This window comes from Burkholderia sp. KCJ3K979 (genome assembly GCF_016759955.1).
GTDB classification, from domain to species: Bacteria; Pseudomonadota; Gammaproteobacteria; order Burkholderiales; family Burkholderiaceae; genus Burkholderia; species Burkholderia orbicola.
On sequence record NZ_JACFYV010000179.1, the window covers coordinates 1 to 13,930 of the forward strand.

At 68.0% G+C, this 13,930-nt stretch carries 10 protein-coding genes and 1 pseudogene; 7 read left to right on the forward strand and 4 right to left on the reverse strand.

Annotated features, from left to right (window positions below; all coding sequences use genetic code 11):
- The 3 genes and pseudogenes from H3O04_RS27355 to H3O04_RS27365 form a co-directional block, all read right to left on the reverse strand.
- A pseudogene (locus tag H3O04_RS27355) lies at positions 1–242 on the reverse strand (cell division protein ZipA C-terminal FtsZ-binding domain-containing protein); the annotation flags it as partial.
- 85 nt (positions 243–327) lie between these two features.
- Positions 328–3,840, reverse strand: coding sequence for a chromosome segregation protein SMC (gene smc / locus H3O04_RS27360; RefSeq protein ID WP_202588860.1), 3,513 nt, complete (start codon positions 3,838–3,840; stop codon positions 328–330).
- 139 nt (positions 3,841–3,979) lie between these two features.
- Entirely contained in the window at positions 3,980–4,921 is a 942-nt protein-coding gene (locus H3O04_RS27365; protein WP_027807064.1) for a DMT family transporter, read from the reverse strand.
- Between the two features lie 158 nt (positions 4,922–5,079).
- Between H3O04_RS27365 and dapC the strand changes: the two genes are divergently transcribed.
- The 6 genes from dapC to cls all read left to right on the forward strand — a co-directional run bounded on the left by dapC (position 5,080) and on the right by cls (position 11,275).
- Entirely contained in the window at positions 5,080–6,312 is a 1,233-nt protein-coding gene (dapC, locus tag H3O04_RS27370; protein WP_011549532.1) for a succinyldiaminopimelate transaminase, read from the forward strand.
- A gap of 45 nt (positions 6,313–6,357) precedes the next feature.
- Positions 6,358–7,185 (forward strand): 2,3,4,5-tetrahydropyridine-2,6-dicarboxylate N-succinyltransferase, encoded by an 828-nt coding sequence (dapD, locus tag H3O04_RS27375; RefSeq protein ID WP_006478479.1) that lies wholly within the window; start codon positions 6,358–6,360, stop codon positions 7,183–7,185.
- The gene (locus H3O04_RS27380; RefSeq protein WP_006478478.1) at positions 7,185–7,553 is read left to right on the forward strand and encodes an ArsC family reductase; all 369 of its coding nucleotides are present in this window, start codon (positions 7,185–7,187) and stop codon (positions 7,551–7,553) included. The genes dapD and H3O04_RS27380 overlap by 1 nt, the downstream gene beginning before the upstream one ends.
- A 90-nt stretch (positions 7,554–7,643) precedes the next feature.
- Positions 7,644–8,783: a succinyl-diaminopimelate desuccinylase gene (gene dapE / locus H3O04_RS27385; protein WP_077179868.1), complete on the forward strand. Its 1,140-nt coding sequence runs from the start codon at positions 7,644–7,646 to the stop codon at positions 8,781–8,783.
- An 11-nt stretch (positions 8,784–8,794) separates the two neighbouring features.
- Positions 8,795–9,703: a 50S ribosomal protein L3 N(5)-glutamine methyltransferase gene (gene prmB / locus H3O04_RS27390; protein ID WP_006478476.1), complete on the forward strand. Its 909-nt coding sequence runs from the start codon at positions 8,795–8,797 to the stop codon at positions 9,701–9,703.
- A 132-nt stretch (positions 9,704–9,835) separates the two neighbouring features.
- Positions 9,836–11,275 carry a cardiolipin synthase gene (gene cls, locus H3O04_RS27395; protein WP_077179867.1) on the forward strand — a complete coding sequence of 480 codons (1,440 nt, stop codon included), beginning with the start codon at positions 9,836–9,838 and terminating at the stop codon, positions 11,273–11,275.
- A 51-nt stretch (positions 11,276–11,326) separates the two neighbouring features.
- Here the strand turns inward: cls and H3O04_RS27400 are convergent, their stop codons facing one another.
- On the reverse strand, positions 11,327–11,806 hold the full coding sequence (locus H3O04_RS27400; RefSeq protein ID WP_011549528.1) for a glutathione peroxidase: 480 nt from the start codon (positions 11,804–11,806) through the stop codon (positions 11,327–11,329).
- Positions 11,807–11,941: 135 nt separating this feature from the next.
- Here H3O04_RS27400 and H3O04_RS27405 point away from each other — a divergent pair, with 135 nt between their 5' ends.
- Positions 11,942–13,873: an ATP-binding cassette domain-containing protein gene (locus H3O04_RS27405; RefSeq protein ID WP_202588861.1), complete on the forward strand. Its 1,932-nt coding sequence runs from the start codon at positions 11,942–11,944 to the stop codon at positions 13,871–13,873.
- The last annotated feature ends 57 nt before the right edge of the window (positions 13,874–13,930 follow it).

The following is a 13,930-nucleotide window of genomic DNA, read 5'->3' on the forward strand; positions in this document are numbered from 1 at the left end:
GCCGCAGCCGCCGGCGCCGCCGCGACCGGTGCCGCGGGCTCGCGGCGCACCGGCTGACGCACCGGTTCGATGAACGGCAACTCTTCGTCGCGCTCGGGGCGGTTCATCGCCTCGGCCGCTTCCTCCGGCATCGGGCGCGGCATCCTGCGCCGCACTTTCGCGCCCTGCCATGCGTTGTAGACCACGACGCCGCCCACCACGACGGCGCCCGCGCCGATCAAACCGAGTGTCAACTCGTCCATGCACGCTCCATCAGCAATTCTTTTTCGTCGGGACCGCGAACGGGCGCTCGTGCGCCGCGCGAACGCGGTCCGGTTTCGTCAAACGTCAATTCTGGGCAAAACCCGCGGCGGTTTCCATGTCCACCGCCACGATCCGCGACACGCCCTGCTCCTGCATCGTCACGCCGATCAGCTGCTGCGCCATTTCCATCGCGATCTTGTTGTGCGAGATGAACAGGAACTGCGTCTTGTCGGACATCGCGCGCACGAGATTCGCGAAACGCTCGGTGTTCGCGTCGTCCAGCGGCGCGTCGACCTCGTCGAGCAGACAGAACGGCGCCGGGTTCAGCTGGAACATCGCGAACACGAGCGCGGTCGCGGTCAGCGCCTTCTCGCCGCCCGACAGCAGGTGAATCGTCGCGTTCTTCTTGCCCGGCGGCTGCGCCATCACCTGCACGCCGGCATCGAGAATCTCGTCGCCCGTCATGATCAGCTTCGCCTGGCCGCCGCCGAACAGGCGCGGGAACAGGTCGCTGAAATGACGGTTGACCTCGTCGAAGGTGCCCTGCAGCAGCGTGCGGGTTTCCTGGTCGATCTTGTGGATCGCGTCCTCGAGCGTCGTGATCGCGTCGATCAGGTCGGCCGATTGCGCGTCGAGGAACACCTTGCGCTCGCTCGCGGCCTTCAGCTCGTCGAGCGCGGCCATGTTCACCGGGCCAAGCGCGTTGATCGCGTTGTTCAGGCGCGTGACTTCGCCCTGCAGGTACGACGGCTTGAGATCCGGCGTCAACTTCGCGGCCAGCGCGGTTTCGTCGACCTCGGCGGCTGCGAGCTGCTCGGCGAACTGCTCGACGGCCAGGCGCGCGGCCTGCTCCTTCAGCTGCAGTTCGGTGATGCGGTCGCGCAGCGGCTGCAGCGAACGCTCGGCGACGAGCCGCTGCTCGTCCGACGCGCGCAGCTTCGCGGTCAGGTCGTCGAGCTCGATCCGCGCGGCCTGCAGCGCTTCTTCCTTCGCCGCGCGAATTTCGAGCGCGTCCTGCAGGCCCGTGTGCGCGGTCTGCTCGTTGATCGTCTCGAGTTCGGCGCGCGCGTCTTCCAGCGACGCGGCGACGCGCTCGCTCTGTTCGTGCGCGACCTGGATCGTGCGCTTGAGCTCGTCGATCCGGGTCACCGCGTTGCGGGCGGCGAAGCGCGCGTCGTTCGCGCCGCGCTCCAGGTCGCGCGCTTCCTGACGCGCCTGCGTCAGCGATTCGTCGAGCGACTCGAACGCGAGCTGGTTGTCCTCGAAGCGCGCCTGCAGTTCGGCGAGCTCGCCGTCGAAGCGCTCGAAATTCGCTTCCGACTCCGCGCGCAATGCGCGCTGCTCTTCGATCTGCGCGCCGATTTCCTCGAGTTCCTCGCGGATCTGCGTGCTGCGCTGCGTATAGCGTTCGTGCGCCTGGGCGAGCTTGAGCACGTCCATCTGCAGCGCATGCACGCGCTGCGTCGCGCGTTCCGCCTGCGCGCGCACGTCGCCGAGCGCCTGCGTGGCCTGCGTGTGCGCCGCTTCCGCCCGCACGGCAGCCGTGCGCGCCTCGTCGGCGAGCAGCGCCTGCGCCCGCACCTGGCGCGCCAGGTTTTCGATTTCCTGCTGGCGGGCCAGCATCCCGGCCTGCTCCGAATCGGCGGCGTACAGCTGCACGCCAACGCGCGTGACGATATGGCCGGCCTTGACGACGAACGCGCCGCCTGCCGGCAACTGCGCGCGCGTCGCGAGCGCCTGCGCGACGTCGTCGGCCACGTAGACGTTGCCGAGCCAGTCGTTCAGCACCGCGCGGATGCCCGCGTCGTCGATGCGCACCAGCGACAGCACCGGCCGCAGCCCGGCCACCGCGGCGGGCGGCTCGCCGGCCGCGGGCGGCGCGTAGAACGCGAGCTTCGCGGGCGGCGCATCGGTCGCGAATGCCTTCACCCAGTCGAGATTCGATACTTCGAGCGCGGCGAGACGCTCGCGCAGCACGGCCTCGAGCGCCGCTTCCCAGCCGGCCTCGACGTGCAGCTTCTTCCACAGACGCGGCAGCGCGCCGAGCTCGTGCTTGTCGAGCCACGGTTGCACCTTGCCTTCGGTCTGCACGTTTTCCTGCAACTGCTTCAGCGCGGCGAGGCGCGCTTCGAGCTGGTGGATCTGCGCGGCTTCGGCCTGCACGCGCTCCTGCGCGGCGCGGCGCTCGCCGTCGAGGCGCGGCACCGTTTCCTGCGCGTCGGCGAGGCGGGCCTGCGCTTCAGCGAGAATCTCTTCCTGCTCGGCCAGCTGCATGCGCAGCTCTTCGAGCTGCGTCTCGTCCGGCGCGTCGAGCCCGCCCGCTTCACTCTTCAGGCGCTCGTGACGCTGCTGAAGCTGCTGGAGCTGCTGATCGGCGTTGCGCTGGTGCGCGGCCTCGAGCTTCAGCGACTGCTCGGTCTGCGCGATCCGCGCGCGCTCGTCGTTGAGCTGCGCCTGCGCGTCGCGCCACTTCGCTTCGAGCGCCGGCAGCGCATCGTGCTTCGCGGCCGCGTTGTCTTCGGCGAGCGCGGCCTTCTCGTCGGCCATCGCGCGCGCCTCTTCGGCTTCCTCGAGCTCGTCCTGCGACTTCTCGGCCTGCGCGCGCCACTGCTCGCGCTGCGCATTCAGCGCGGCGATCTGCGCCTGCACGCGGTTGCGCGATTCGACGATGAACTTGATCTCGGCTTCGAGGCGGCTCACCTCGGCGTTCGCCTCGTAGAGCGCACCCTGCGCGCCCTGCATCGCGTCGCTCGCCGAATAGTGCGCGACCCGCAGCGTCTCGAGTTGCGCCTCGACTTCGCGCAGTTTCGCCGTCTGCGCCTCGAGGTCGATCTGCGCCTGCTCGATCGCGCGCTGCTGCTTCTGCTGCTCGCCGGCGGCCTCGTTCTTGCGCAGCAGCCACAACAGGCGCTGCTTCTCCTCGCCGTCGGCGACGAGTTCCTTGTACTTGGTCGCGACCACCGCCTGCGCCTCGAGCTTTTCGAGGTTCGCGCCGAGTTCGCGGACGATGTCCTCGACGCGCGTCAGGTTCTCGCGCGTGTCGTGCAGGCGGTTCTCGGTTTCGCGGCGACGTTCCTTGTACTTCGACACGCCGGCGGCTTCCTCGAGGAACACGCGCAGCTCTTCCGGCTTCGCCTCGATGATCCGCGCGATCATGCCCTGCCCGATGATCGCGTATGCACGCGGCCCGAGGCCGGTGCCGAGGAAGATGTCCTGGATGTCGCGGCGGCGCGCCGGCAGGTTGTTGATGTAGTAGCTCGACGTGCCGTCGCGCGTCAGCACGCGCTTCACGGCGATTTCGCCGTACTGGCCCCACTGCCCGGCCGCGCGGCCGTCGGAGTTGTCGAAGATCAGTTCGACGCTGGCCCGGCTGCCGGGCTTGCGGGCGGTCGAACCGTTGAAGATCACGTCCTGCATCGATTCGCCGCGCAGCTCGGAGGCGCGCGACTCGCCGAGCACCCAGCGCACGGCATCGATGATGTTGGACTTGCCGCATCCGTTCGGGCCGACCACGCCGACAAGCTGGCCCGGAACCTGGAAATGCGTGGGATCGACGAAGGATTTGAAGCCAGCGAGTTTGATCGAGCTCAGACGCACGGCGGTATCGGATGTGAAGAAGGTGTGAAACGGACGGGGCCGCACGGCGCGGGGCCGGAGAGCCCCTGCGCGCCACGCGCCCCGGAATTCAAAAACGGGGCCGCGCGCATCCAGCGTTGGGCCCCGCAAACGGCTTCCATCATACCATCGCGCGTGTGCCGTCCCGACCGTCGCCGGGTTTGTCCGGTGCCGGCGCGGCACGATGGACCCGGCTCGACAGCAACGTCGCGAGCACGATGCACGCGCCGCCCGCCCACTCGCGCGCGCTCGGCAGCTCGTTCGCGAACACCCACGCCGACAGCGCGGTGATCACGATCTCGAACAGCATGATGATCGACGCGCGGTTCGCCGGCACGCGCGCGAGACCGTACTGGACGAGCAGGTTGTTCGACGCCATCGTCACGCCGATCGCCGCGATGATCAGCGCGGCCACGCCCAGTTGGCCGCTCGCCGGCGCGGCCGGCAGCCCTTCGAACAGCGACGCGATCGCGCCGAACACGGCCGCGCCGCCGAAGAGCGTCGCGGTGCGCATTTCCGCGCGCATGTCCGGCAGCTCGCGGCTCGCCTTGATCACCAGCACGTTGCTCATCGCGAAGCTCAGCCCGGCCGCGAGGCCGGCCCATTCGGCCGGGTTGGCGGGCAGCGGCAAACCGAGCGCCGGCGACCACAGCATCAGCATCGCGCCGCCGATCGACAGCGCCGCGAGCCCCGCGCCGGCCCAGGTCAGCCGCTCGCGCAGCAGGAAGTGCGCGTAGATCGCGGTCCAGGCCGGCGTCAGGTAGAACAGCAGCATCACGCGCAGCACCTCGCCGTGGATCGTGCCCCATACGAACCCGAGATTCGTCACGCCGGCCGTCACCGCGATGCCCGGCAGCACCCAGTGCCAGCGCAGCGTCGCGATCGTGCGGTGCCGCGCGACGATCACGAACAGGAAGGCGACGAGACTCGTCAGCGCGCTGGCCAGCGTGCCCGTCACGCCGAGCGACGCGAGGATCCGCAGCGGATACCAGATCAGGCCCCATACCGACGCGCCGATCAGGATGGCCAGCGTCGGCAGGCTGCCGCGTACCGCGTTGTTCATTTGGTTCGATACCCTTTATTCGACCGGCCCGGCCGCCGTTCCGGCAGGCCGTGACCGCATTGCGTCACGCTATAATCGTCCGTTGCGAGCCGCGCGCCCCGGCGCCCGTTCGCAGCCGCGCGGCGCGCCCGCCGCTTCTTTCGCTCCAACCGGCCGCGATGGCCGCTTCGCCCGTGAACCCTCGACTCGACTCGCTCCAGCCCTATCCCTTCGAAAAGCTGCGCGCCCTGTTCAAGGACGTGACGCCTTCCGGCGACCTCAAACCGATCAGCTTCGGCATCGGCGAGCCCAAACACGCGACGCCGGCGCTGATCCGCGACGCCGTGGTGGCCGCGCTCGACGGGCTCGCGTCGTACCCGGCCACGGCCGGCTCGGACGCGCTGCGCACGTCGATCGCGCACTGGCTCGAGCGCCGCTACGGGCTGCCGGCGATCGATCCGGCCACGCAGGTGCTGCCGGTATCGGGCTCGCGCGAAGCGCTGTTCTCGCTCGCGCAGACGGTGATCGATGCACGGCCGTCCGCGGACGGCAAGAAGGCGATCGTACTCTGTCCGAATCCTTTCTATCAAATTTACGAAGGCGCGGCACTGCTCGCCGGTGCCGAACCCTATTTCGCGAACAGCGACCCGGCCCGCAACTTCGCGTGCGACTACGCGGCCGTGCCCGATGACGTGTGGGCGCGCACGCAGTTGCTGTACGTGTGCTCGCCCGGCAACCCGACGGGTGCCGTGCTGACGCTCGACGACTGGCGCGAGCTGTTCGCACTGTCGGACCGCCACGGTTTCGTGATCGCGTCCGACGAGTGCTATTCCGAAATCTATTTCGACGAAGCGGCGCCGCCGCTCGGCGGCCTCGAGGCCGCGCACCGCCTCGGCCGCGGCTTCGAGCGGCTCGTGATGCTGTCGAGCCTGTCGAAGCGCTCGAACGTGCCGGGCATGCGCTCGGGCTTCGTCGCCGGCGACGCCGCGCTGCTCAAGAAATTCCTGCTGTACCGTACGTACCACGGCGCCGCGCTGTCGCCGGTCTGGCAGCACGCGAGCATCGCGGCGTGGAACGACGAGGCGCACGTGCGCGAGAACCGCGCGCTGTACCTGCAGAAGTTCAATACGGTCACGCCGATGCTCGCCGACGTGATCGACGTGAAGCTGCCCGACGCCGCGTTCTACCTGTGGGCCAATGTGTCGCGTACCGGCCTGTCGGACACCGAGTTCGCCCGCCGCCTGTACGCCGACTATAATGTGACGGTTCTGCCCGGCTCGTACCTCGCGCGCGATGCGCACGGCACGAACCCGGGCCGCGATTTCATCCGGATCGCGCTCGTCGCGGGCACCCCCGAATGCGTCGAGGGCGCGCAACGCATCGTCGATTTCTGCCGCGCTCTCGCGCGGTAAGACGTCCATCCCGATCAATTCCATCCATCTCCTGCGAAAACGAACATGTCGCAACAACTTCAGCAAATCATCGATACCGCCTGGGAAAACCGCGCCGAGCTGTCGCCGAAGGCCGCGCCCGCGGACGTCCGCGAAGCCGTCGCTCACGCGATCGAGCAGCTCGACAAGGGTGCACTGCGCGTCGCCGAGAAAATCGACGGCAACTGGACGGTCCACCAGTGGCTGAAGAAGGCCGTGCTGCTGTCGTTCCGCCTGGAGGACAACGCGCCGATGCCGGCCGGCGGCTACTCGCAGTTCTACGACAAGGTGCCGTCGAAGTTCGCGAACTACACGGCCGAAGACTTCGCCGCGGGCGGCTTCCGCGTCGTCCCGCCGGCCATCGCGCGCCGCGGCTCGTTCATCGCGAAGAACGTCGTGCTGATGCCGTCGTACACCAACATCGGCGCGTACGTCGACGAAGGCACGATGGTCGACACGTGGGCCACGGTCGGTTCGTGCGCGCAGATCGGCAAGAACGTGCACCTGTCGGGCGGCGTCGGTATCGGCGGCGTGCTCGAGCCGCTGCAGGCGAATCCGGTCATCATCGAAGACAACTGCTTCATCGGCGCGCGCTCGGAAGTCGTCGAAGGCGTGATCGTCGAGGAAAACTCGGTGATCTCGATGGGCGTGTACCTCGGCCAGAGCACGAAGATCTACGATCGCGAGACGGGCGAAGTCAGCTACGGCCGCATCCCGGCCGGCTCGGTCGTCGTCGCCGGCAACCTGCCGTCGAAGGACGGTTCGCACAGCCTGTACTGCGCGGTGATCGTCAAGAAGGTCGACGCGAAGACGCGTGCGAAGGTCGGCCTGAACGAGCTGCTGCGAGGCGACTGATGGCAAAGCCGCACACCGTGGTCGTCTACGGCATTCCGAACTGCGACACCGTGAAGAAGGCCCGCGTGTGGCTCGACGATCACGGCGTCGAATTCGAGTTCCACGATTTCAAGAAGCTCGGCGTCAGCGCGCCGCTGATCGAAGACTGGCTGAAGGACGTGTCGCTCGACGCGCTCGTGAACAAGCGCGGCACCACGTGGCGCGGCCTCGACGACGCGATGAAGGCGGCTGCCGAAACGAAGACCGGCGCGGTCGCGCTGATGATCCACAAGCCGTCGGTCATCAAGCGCCCCGTGCTCGTCGTCAACGGCCGCGTGAAATCGCTCGGCTTCGTGGCCGATCAATACGCGGCGTTGTTTGCCGCATAGGGTCGCCCGCGCTGCGCCCACGGGCGCCGCCCGACGCCCTGTCGCTGCCGGCCACCGCGCCGGCATTTTTTATCGAAAGTGGTCCGAACCATGTCCGCCACCCTAGCCCTTACCGAACAGCTGATCGCCCGCGCGTCCGTGACGCCCGACGACCAGCACTGCCAGCAGATCATGACCGAGCGCCTCGCCGCGCTCGGCTTCGAATGCGAGACCATCGCGTCGCACGGCGTGACCAACCTGTGGGCCGTCAAGCGCGGCACCGACGGCCGCGACGGCAAGCTGCTCGCGTTCGCGGGCCATACCGACGTCGTGCCGACCGGCCCGCTCGAACAGTGGACCTCGCCGCCGTTCGTCCCCGCCCATCGCGACGGCAAGCTGTACGGCCGCGGCGCGGCCGACATGAAGACGTCGCTCGCGGCGTTCGTCGTCGCCTCCGAGGAATTCGTCGCGGCGCATCCGGACCACCGCGGCGCGATCGCGTTCCTGATCACGAGCGACGAGGAAGGCCCGGCCACCGACGGCACCGTGAAGGTCGTCGAGCTGCTGCAGGAACGCGGCGAGCGGCTCGACTACTGCATCGTCGGCGAGCCGACGTCGACCGCCGAGCTCGGCGACGTCGTCAAGAACGGCCGCCGCGGGTCGATGTCCGGCGAACTGGTCATCAAGGGCGTGCAAGGCCACATTGCCTATCCGCACCTCGCGAAGAACCCGATCCACCTGCTCGCGCCGGCGCTCGCCGAGCTCGCCGCCGAGCAATGGGACGCCGGCAACGAATACTTCCCGCCGACCACCTGGCAGGTGTCGAACCTGCACGCTGGCACCGGCGCGACCAACGTGATCCCGGGCCACGCCGACCTGCTGTTCAACTTCCGCTTCTCGACCGCGAGCACCGTCGAAGGCCTGCAGGCCCGCGTGCACGCGATCCTCGACAAGCACGGCCTCGAATACACGCTGAAGTGGTCGGTGAGCGGCCTGCCGTTCCTCACGCCGCGCGGTGAACTGTCGGGCGCGCTGGAACACGCGATCCGCACCGAGACCGGTATCACGACCGAGCTGTCGACGACGGGCGGCACGTCGGACGGCCGCTTCATTGCGCGCATCTGCCCGCAGGTGATCGAGTTCGGCCCGCCGAACGGCAGCATCCACAAGATCGACGAGCACATCGAAGTGCGCTTCGTCGACCCGCTGAAGAACGTGTACCGACGCGTGCTCGAACAACTGATCGCCTGACGGAGCCTCGCATGACGACACCTTTTGCCACAGTCCGCGACCTGCTGCGCTACGCGGTCACGCGCTTCTCGAAAGCGAAGCTCGCGTTCGGTCACGGTTCCGACAACGCGTACGACGAAGCGGCCTACCTCGTGCTGCATACGCTCGACCTGCCGCTCGACACGCTCGAGCCGTTCATGGACGCGCGCCTCTTGCCCGACGAAATCGCGGCCGTGCTCGCGGTGATCGAACGACGCGCGGCCGACCGCGTGCCGGCCGCGTACCTCACGCATGAAGCGTGGATGCACGGCCACCGCTTCTACGTCGACGAACGCGTGATCGTGCCGCGCTCGTTCATCGGCGAACTGCTCGACGACGGGCTGCAGCCGTATGTCGCCGATCCCGAGCAGGTCGGCGCGGTGCTCGAACTGTGCACCGGCTCCGGCTGCCTCGCGATCCTCGCGGCAAGCGCGTTCCCGAACGCCGAGATCGACGCGGTCGACCTGTCGGACAAGGCGCTCGAAGTCGCGGAAATCAACGTGCGCGACTACGGCCTCGAGGACCGGATCGGGCTGCACCGCGGCGACCTCTACGCACCGCTGCCCGCGTTCCGCACCGATCCCGACTCGCGCTACGACGTGATCCTGACGAACCCGCCGTACGTGAATGCCGCGTCGATGGCCGCGCTGCCGCCCGAATATCGGCACGAACCGGAGATGGCGCTCGCCGGCGGCGACGACGGGATGGACATCGTGCGACGCATCGTCGCCGAAGCGCACCGCTGGCTGCATGACGACGGCGTGCTCGTCGTCGAGATCGGCAACGAGCGCGAGCACGTCGAAGCGGCGTTCGGCGGCCTCGAGCTCACGTGGCTGCCCACCAGCGCGGGCGATGACGCCGTGTTCCTGATCCAGGCGTCCGACCTGCCGCGCAAGGCCTGAGCGTTGCCGGCCCACCCGCCGTGCGGCACACCGTTGCGCCGCACGGTTGGGTAAGATGCGCGTAGGCGGCCGCCCGGCCGCACGACCTGCGGAATCCCCTCGGGAGTCCGCTCGGGAGTCCTTTACGCGCCCATGACCCTCGACTGGCTACATCTCGGCACCCTGATCCTGACCATCCATGTGCTCGGGATCGTCGCGGCGTGCCACGCGATCATGAACACGCGCACGTCGCAAGGCGCGATCGCGTGGGCCGTCTCGCTCACGGCCATGCCGTACCTGACGCTCGTTCCATACCTGTTCCTCGGCCGCAGCAAATTCTCCGGCTACGTCGACGCCCGGCGCCACGAGCTGGAAATGTTGCGCACACACACACCGCGTGCGCCGTGGCGCGCGACCGATGCGACCGACGGGCCGGCCGCCGACGCGCTGGGGCAGGCTGCCGTGCTCGCGCTCACGCGGCTCGGCGGCATGCCGTTCCTCGGCGGCAATTCGGTACGCACGCTCGTGAACGGCGACGCGACGTTCTCGGCCATCCTGTCGGCGATCGACGCCGCGCGCGACTACGTGCTCGTCCAGTTCTTCATCGTGCGCGACGATGCGCTCGGCCGGATGCTGCGCGACGCGCTGCTCGCGCGCGCGGCCGCCGGCGTACGCTGCTGCCTGCTGTACGACAGCATCGGCAGCTTCGACCTGCCGCACAGCTACGTCGACGCATTGCGCCGGGGCGGTGTGGAAGTCCATCCGTTCGCGACCAACCGGAAATTCGTCAACCGCTTCCAGCTGAACTTCCGCAACCATCGCAAGATCGTCGTCGTCGACGGCAATCGCGCGTTCGTCGGCGGCCACAACGTCGGTGTCGAATATCTCGGCGCGAAGCCGCGCCTGTCGCCATGGCGCGACACCCACATCGAGATCCGCGGCCCCGTGGTGGCGAGCATCCAGTACGTGTTCGCCGAAGACTGGCACTGGGCGACGCAGAAACTGCCGCCCATCGCGCTGCCGCCGCCCGCGCAGCCCGGCGACGGCATGCATTGCCTCGCGGTGCCGATGGGGCCGGCCGACAAGCAGGAAACCGGCTCGCTGTTCTTCGTCGAATCGATCAACGCCGCCCGCGAGCGGGTCTGGATCACCACGCCGTACCTCGTTCCCGACGAAGCCGTGGTCTCCGCGCTGAAACTCGCCGTGATGCGCGGCGTCGACGTACGCATCCTGATCCCTAGCCGGCGCGATCACTACGTCGTGTTCGAGGCGTCCAAGCTTTACGCGCGCGACCTCGTCGATGCGGGCGTGAAAGTGTTCCGCTACCGGCCCGGCTTCCTGCACCAGAAGGTCGTGCTGATCGACCGCATCGCGGCGGCGGTCGGCAGCGCGAATCTCGATAACCGTTCGTTCCGCCTCAATTTCGAGGTCATGGTCATGACCGTCGATCGCGCGTTCGCCGGCGAAGTCGAGACGATGCTCGATGCCGACTTCGCGCAGGCGTACGAAGTGAATGCGGACGAATACCGGCAGTCGCCTGCCTGGCGGCGCATCGCGATGCACGTCGCGCGGTTGTTCGCGCCGATCCTGTAACGGCGGCACACGCACGATCTGCACCGGCGCGGCCCACGCCGCGCATCGCCGTCACAGCAGCTTGTCGATGTCCGCGGCGATTTCATCGGGCTTGGTGGACGGCGCGTAGCGCTTGACGATGCGCCCTTCGCGGTCGATCAGGAATTTCGTGAAATTCCACTTGATCGCCTTGAGGCCGAGAATGCCGGGCGCCTCGTCGGTCAGGTAGCGATACAGCGGATGCGCATGGTCGCCCTTCACGTCGATCTTCGCGAACATCGGGAACGTGACGCCGTAGTTGCGCTCGCAGAATGCCCCGATCTGCGCGGCGTCGCCCGGCTCCTGCTTGCCGAACTGGTTGCACGGGAAGCCGAGTACGAAGAAACCGCGCGCCGCGTACTGGTCGTACAGCTTCTGCAGACCCGCGTACTGCGGCGTGAAACCGCACTCGCTCGCGGTATTGACGATCAGCAGCACCTTGCCGCGATACGCGTCGAGCGATACCGGCGCGCCGGCGAGCGTCTCTGCGCTGAACGAATACAGGGTGGACATCGGGCACTCCTTTTACGAAACCGATCGACGTGGAGTCTAGGCGAAATTGCGCCGTTGCGGCATCCGCCGAACGGCCGATGCCCGGCGCAACCGACGCGCGGTCTAGAATAGCGGTTTTGGCCAGTCATTTCCGCCGTGATCCGTTTCAATCAGTTCAGCCTTGCGCGCGGCACCAAGCCGCTGTTCGAGTCGACCTCGTTCGTGCTCAATCCCGGCGAGAAAGCCGGCCTGATCGGCGCGAACGGCGCCGGCAAGTCGACGCTGTTTTCCGTCCTGCGCGGCGAGCTGCATTCCGACGGAGGCGATTTCTCGATGCCGCCGTCGTGGCGGATCGCCCACGTGTCGCAGGAAACGCCCGCGGTCGACCGCTCGGCGCTCGACTACACGCTCGACGGCGATACCGCGCTGCGCGAGATCGAGGCCCGCATCGCCGCCGCGTCGGCCGCACACGACGGCGCCGCCGAAGCCGACGCGCACGCGGCATTCGCCGATGCCGACGGCTACACCGCGCCGGCCCGCGCCGAAGCGCTGCTGCTCGGCCTGGGCTTCACGCTCGCGCAAACGCGCGAATCCGTCGCGAGCTTCTCCGGCGGCTGGCGCATGCGCCTGAACCTCGCGCAGGCGCTGATGTGCCGCTCCGACCTGCTGCTGCTCGACGAACCGACGAACCACCTCGACCTCGACGCGATCGTCTGGCTCGAAGACTGGCTGCATCGCTACCCCGGCACGCTCGTCGTGATTTCGCACGACCGCGAATTCCTCGACTCGATCTGCAACGTCACGCTGCATCTGGAAAGCCGCCAGGTGAAGCGCTACGGCGGCAATTACTCGCAGTTCGAGGTGCTGCGCGCGCAGCAACTGGCGCTGCAGCAAAGCGCGTACGAGAAGCAGCAGAAGACGATCGAGCATCTGCAGAGCTTCGTCGACCGCTTCAAGGCCAAGGCGACCAAGGCCAAGCAGGCGCAAAGCCGGATGAAGGCGCTCGAGAAGATGGAGCTGATCGCGCCCGCGCACATCGCGTCGCCGTTCACGTTCGAATTCCGCACGCCCGATGCCGCGCCGAACCCGATGATGGTGATGGAGGACGTCCGCTGCGGCTATCACGCCGACGACGGAACGGACATCCCGATCGTCGAGCGCGTCGCGCTGTCGATCCAGAACGGCCAGCGTATCGGCCTGTTGGGTGCCAACGGCCAGGGCAAGTCGACACTGATCAAGACGCTGGCCGGCACGCTCGCGCCGCTGTCGGGGCACGTGCGCGACGGCAAGGGGCTGACGATCGGCTATTTCGCGCAGCACCAGCTCGAAACGCTGCGCGAAGACGATTCGCCGCTCGCGCATCTGGCACGGCTTGCGCCCGACACGCGCGAGCAGGAACTGCGCGACTTCCTCGGCGGCTTCAATTTCTCGGGCGACATGGCGACCAGCCCGGTCGGGCCGTTCTCGGGCGGCGAAAAAGCCCGTCTCGCGCTGGCGCTGATCATCTGGCAGAAGCCGAACCTGCTGCTGCTCGACGAACCGACGAACCACCTCGACCTCGAAACGCGCCACGCGCTAACGATGGCGCTCGCGCAATTCGAAGGCACGCTGATCCTCGTGTCGCACGATCGTCACCTGCTGCGCGCGACGACCGACCAGTTCATGCTGGTCGCGAAGCACCGGCTGCAGCCGTTCGACGGCGACCTCGACGACTACCGCGACTGGCTGCTGCAGCACGCGGCCGAGCAGCGCGCGGCCGCGAAGGCCGACAGCGCGGCGGCCGCGGGCGCCGATCCGGGCGTCAACCGCAAGGATCAGAAGCGTCAGGCGGCCGAGGAACGCCAACGGCTGTCCCAGTTGAAGAAGCCGCTGCAGAACCGCATCACGAAGCTCGAGAAGGAAATGGAAGCACTGCACGCCGAAAAGGCGCGCCTCGACGCGTTCGTCGCCGATCCGGCGAGCTACGAAGCCGCGCGCAAGACGGAACTGACCGACGCGATCCGCAAGCTCGGCGAGGTCAATACCCGGCTCGAAACGGTCGAGGCGGACTGGCTCGCCGTGCAGGAAGAACTCGAGCAGGTCGGTTAAACGCGGCCCCGGCGCGCCGTCAGCCGCGGTTCGCTTCATCGGAGACGCGGCTGACGG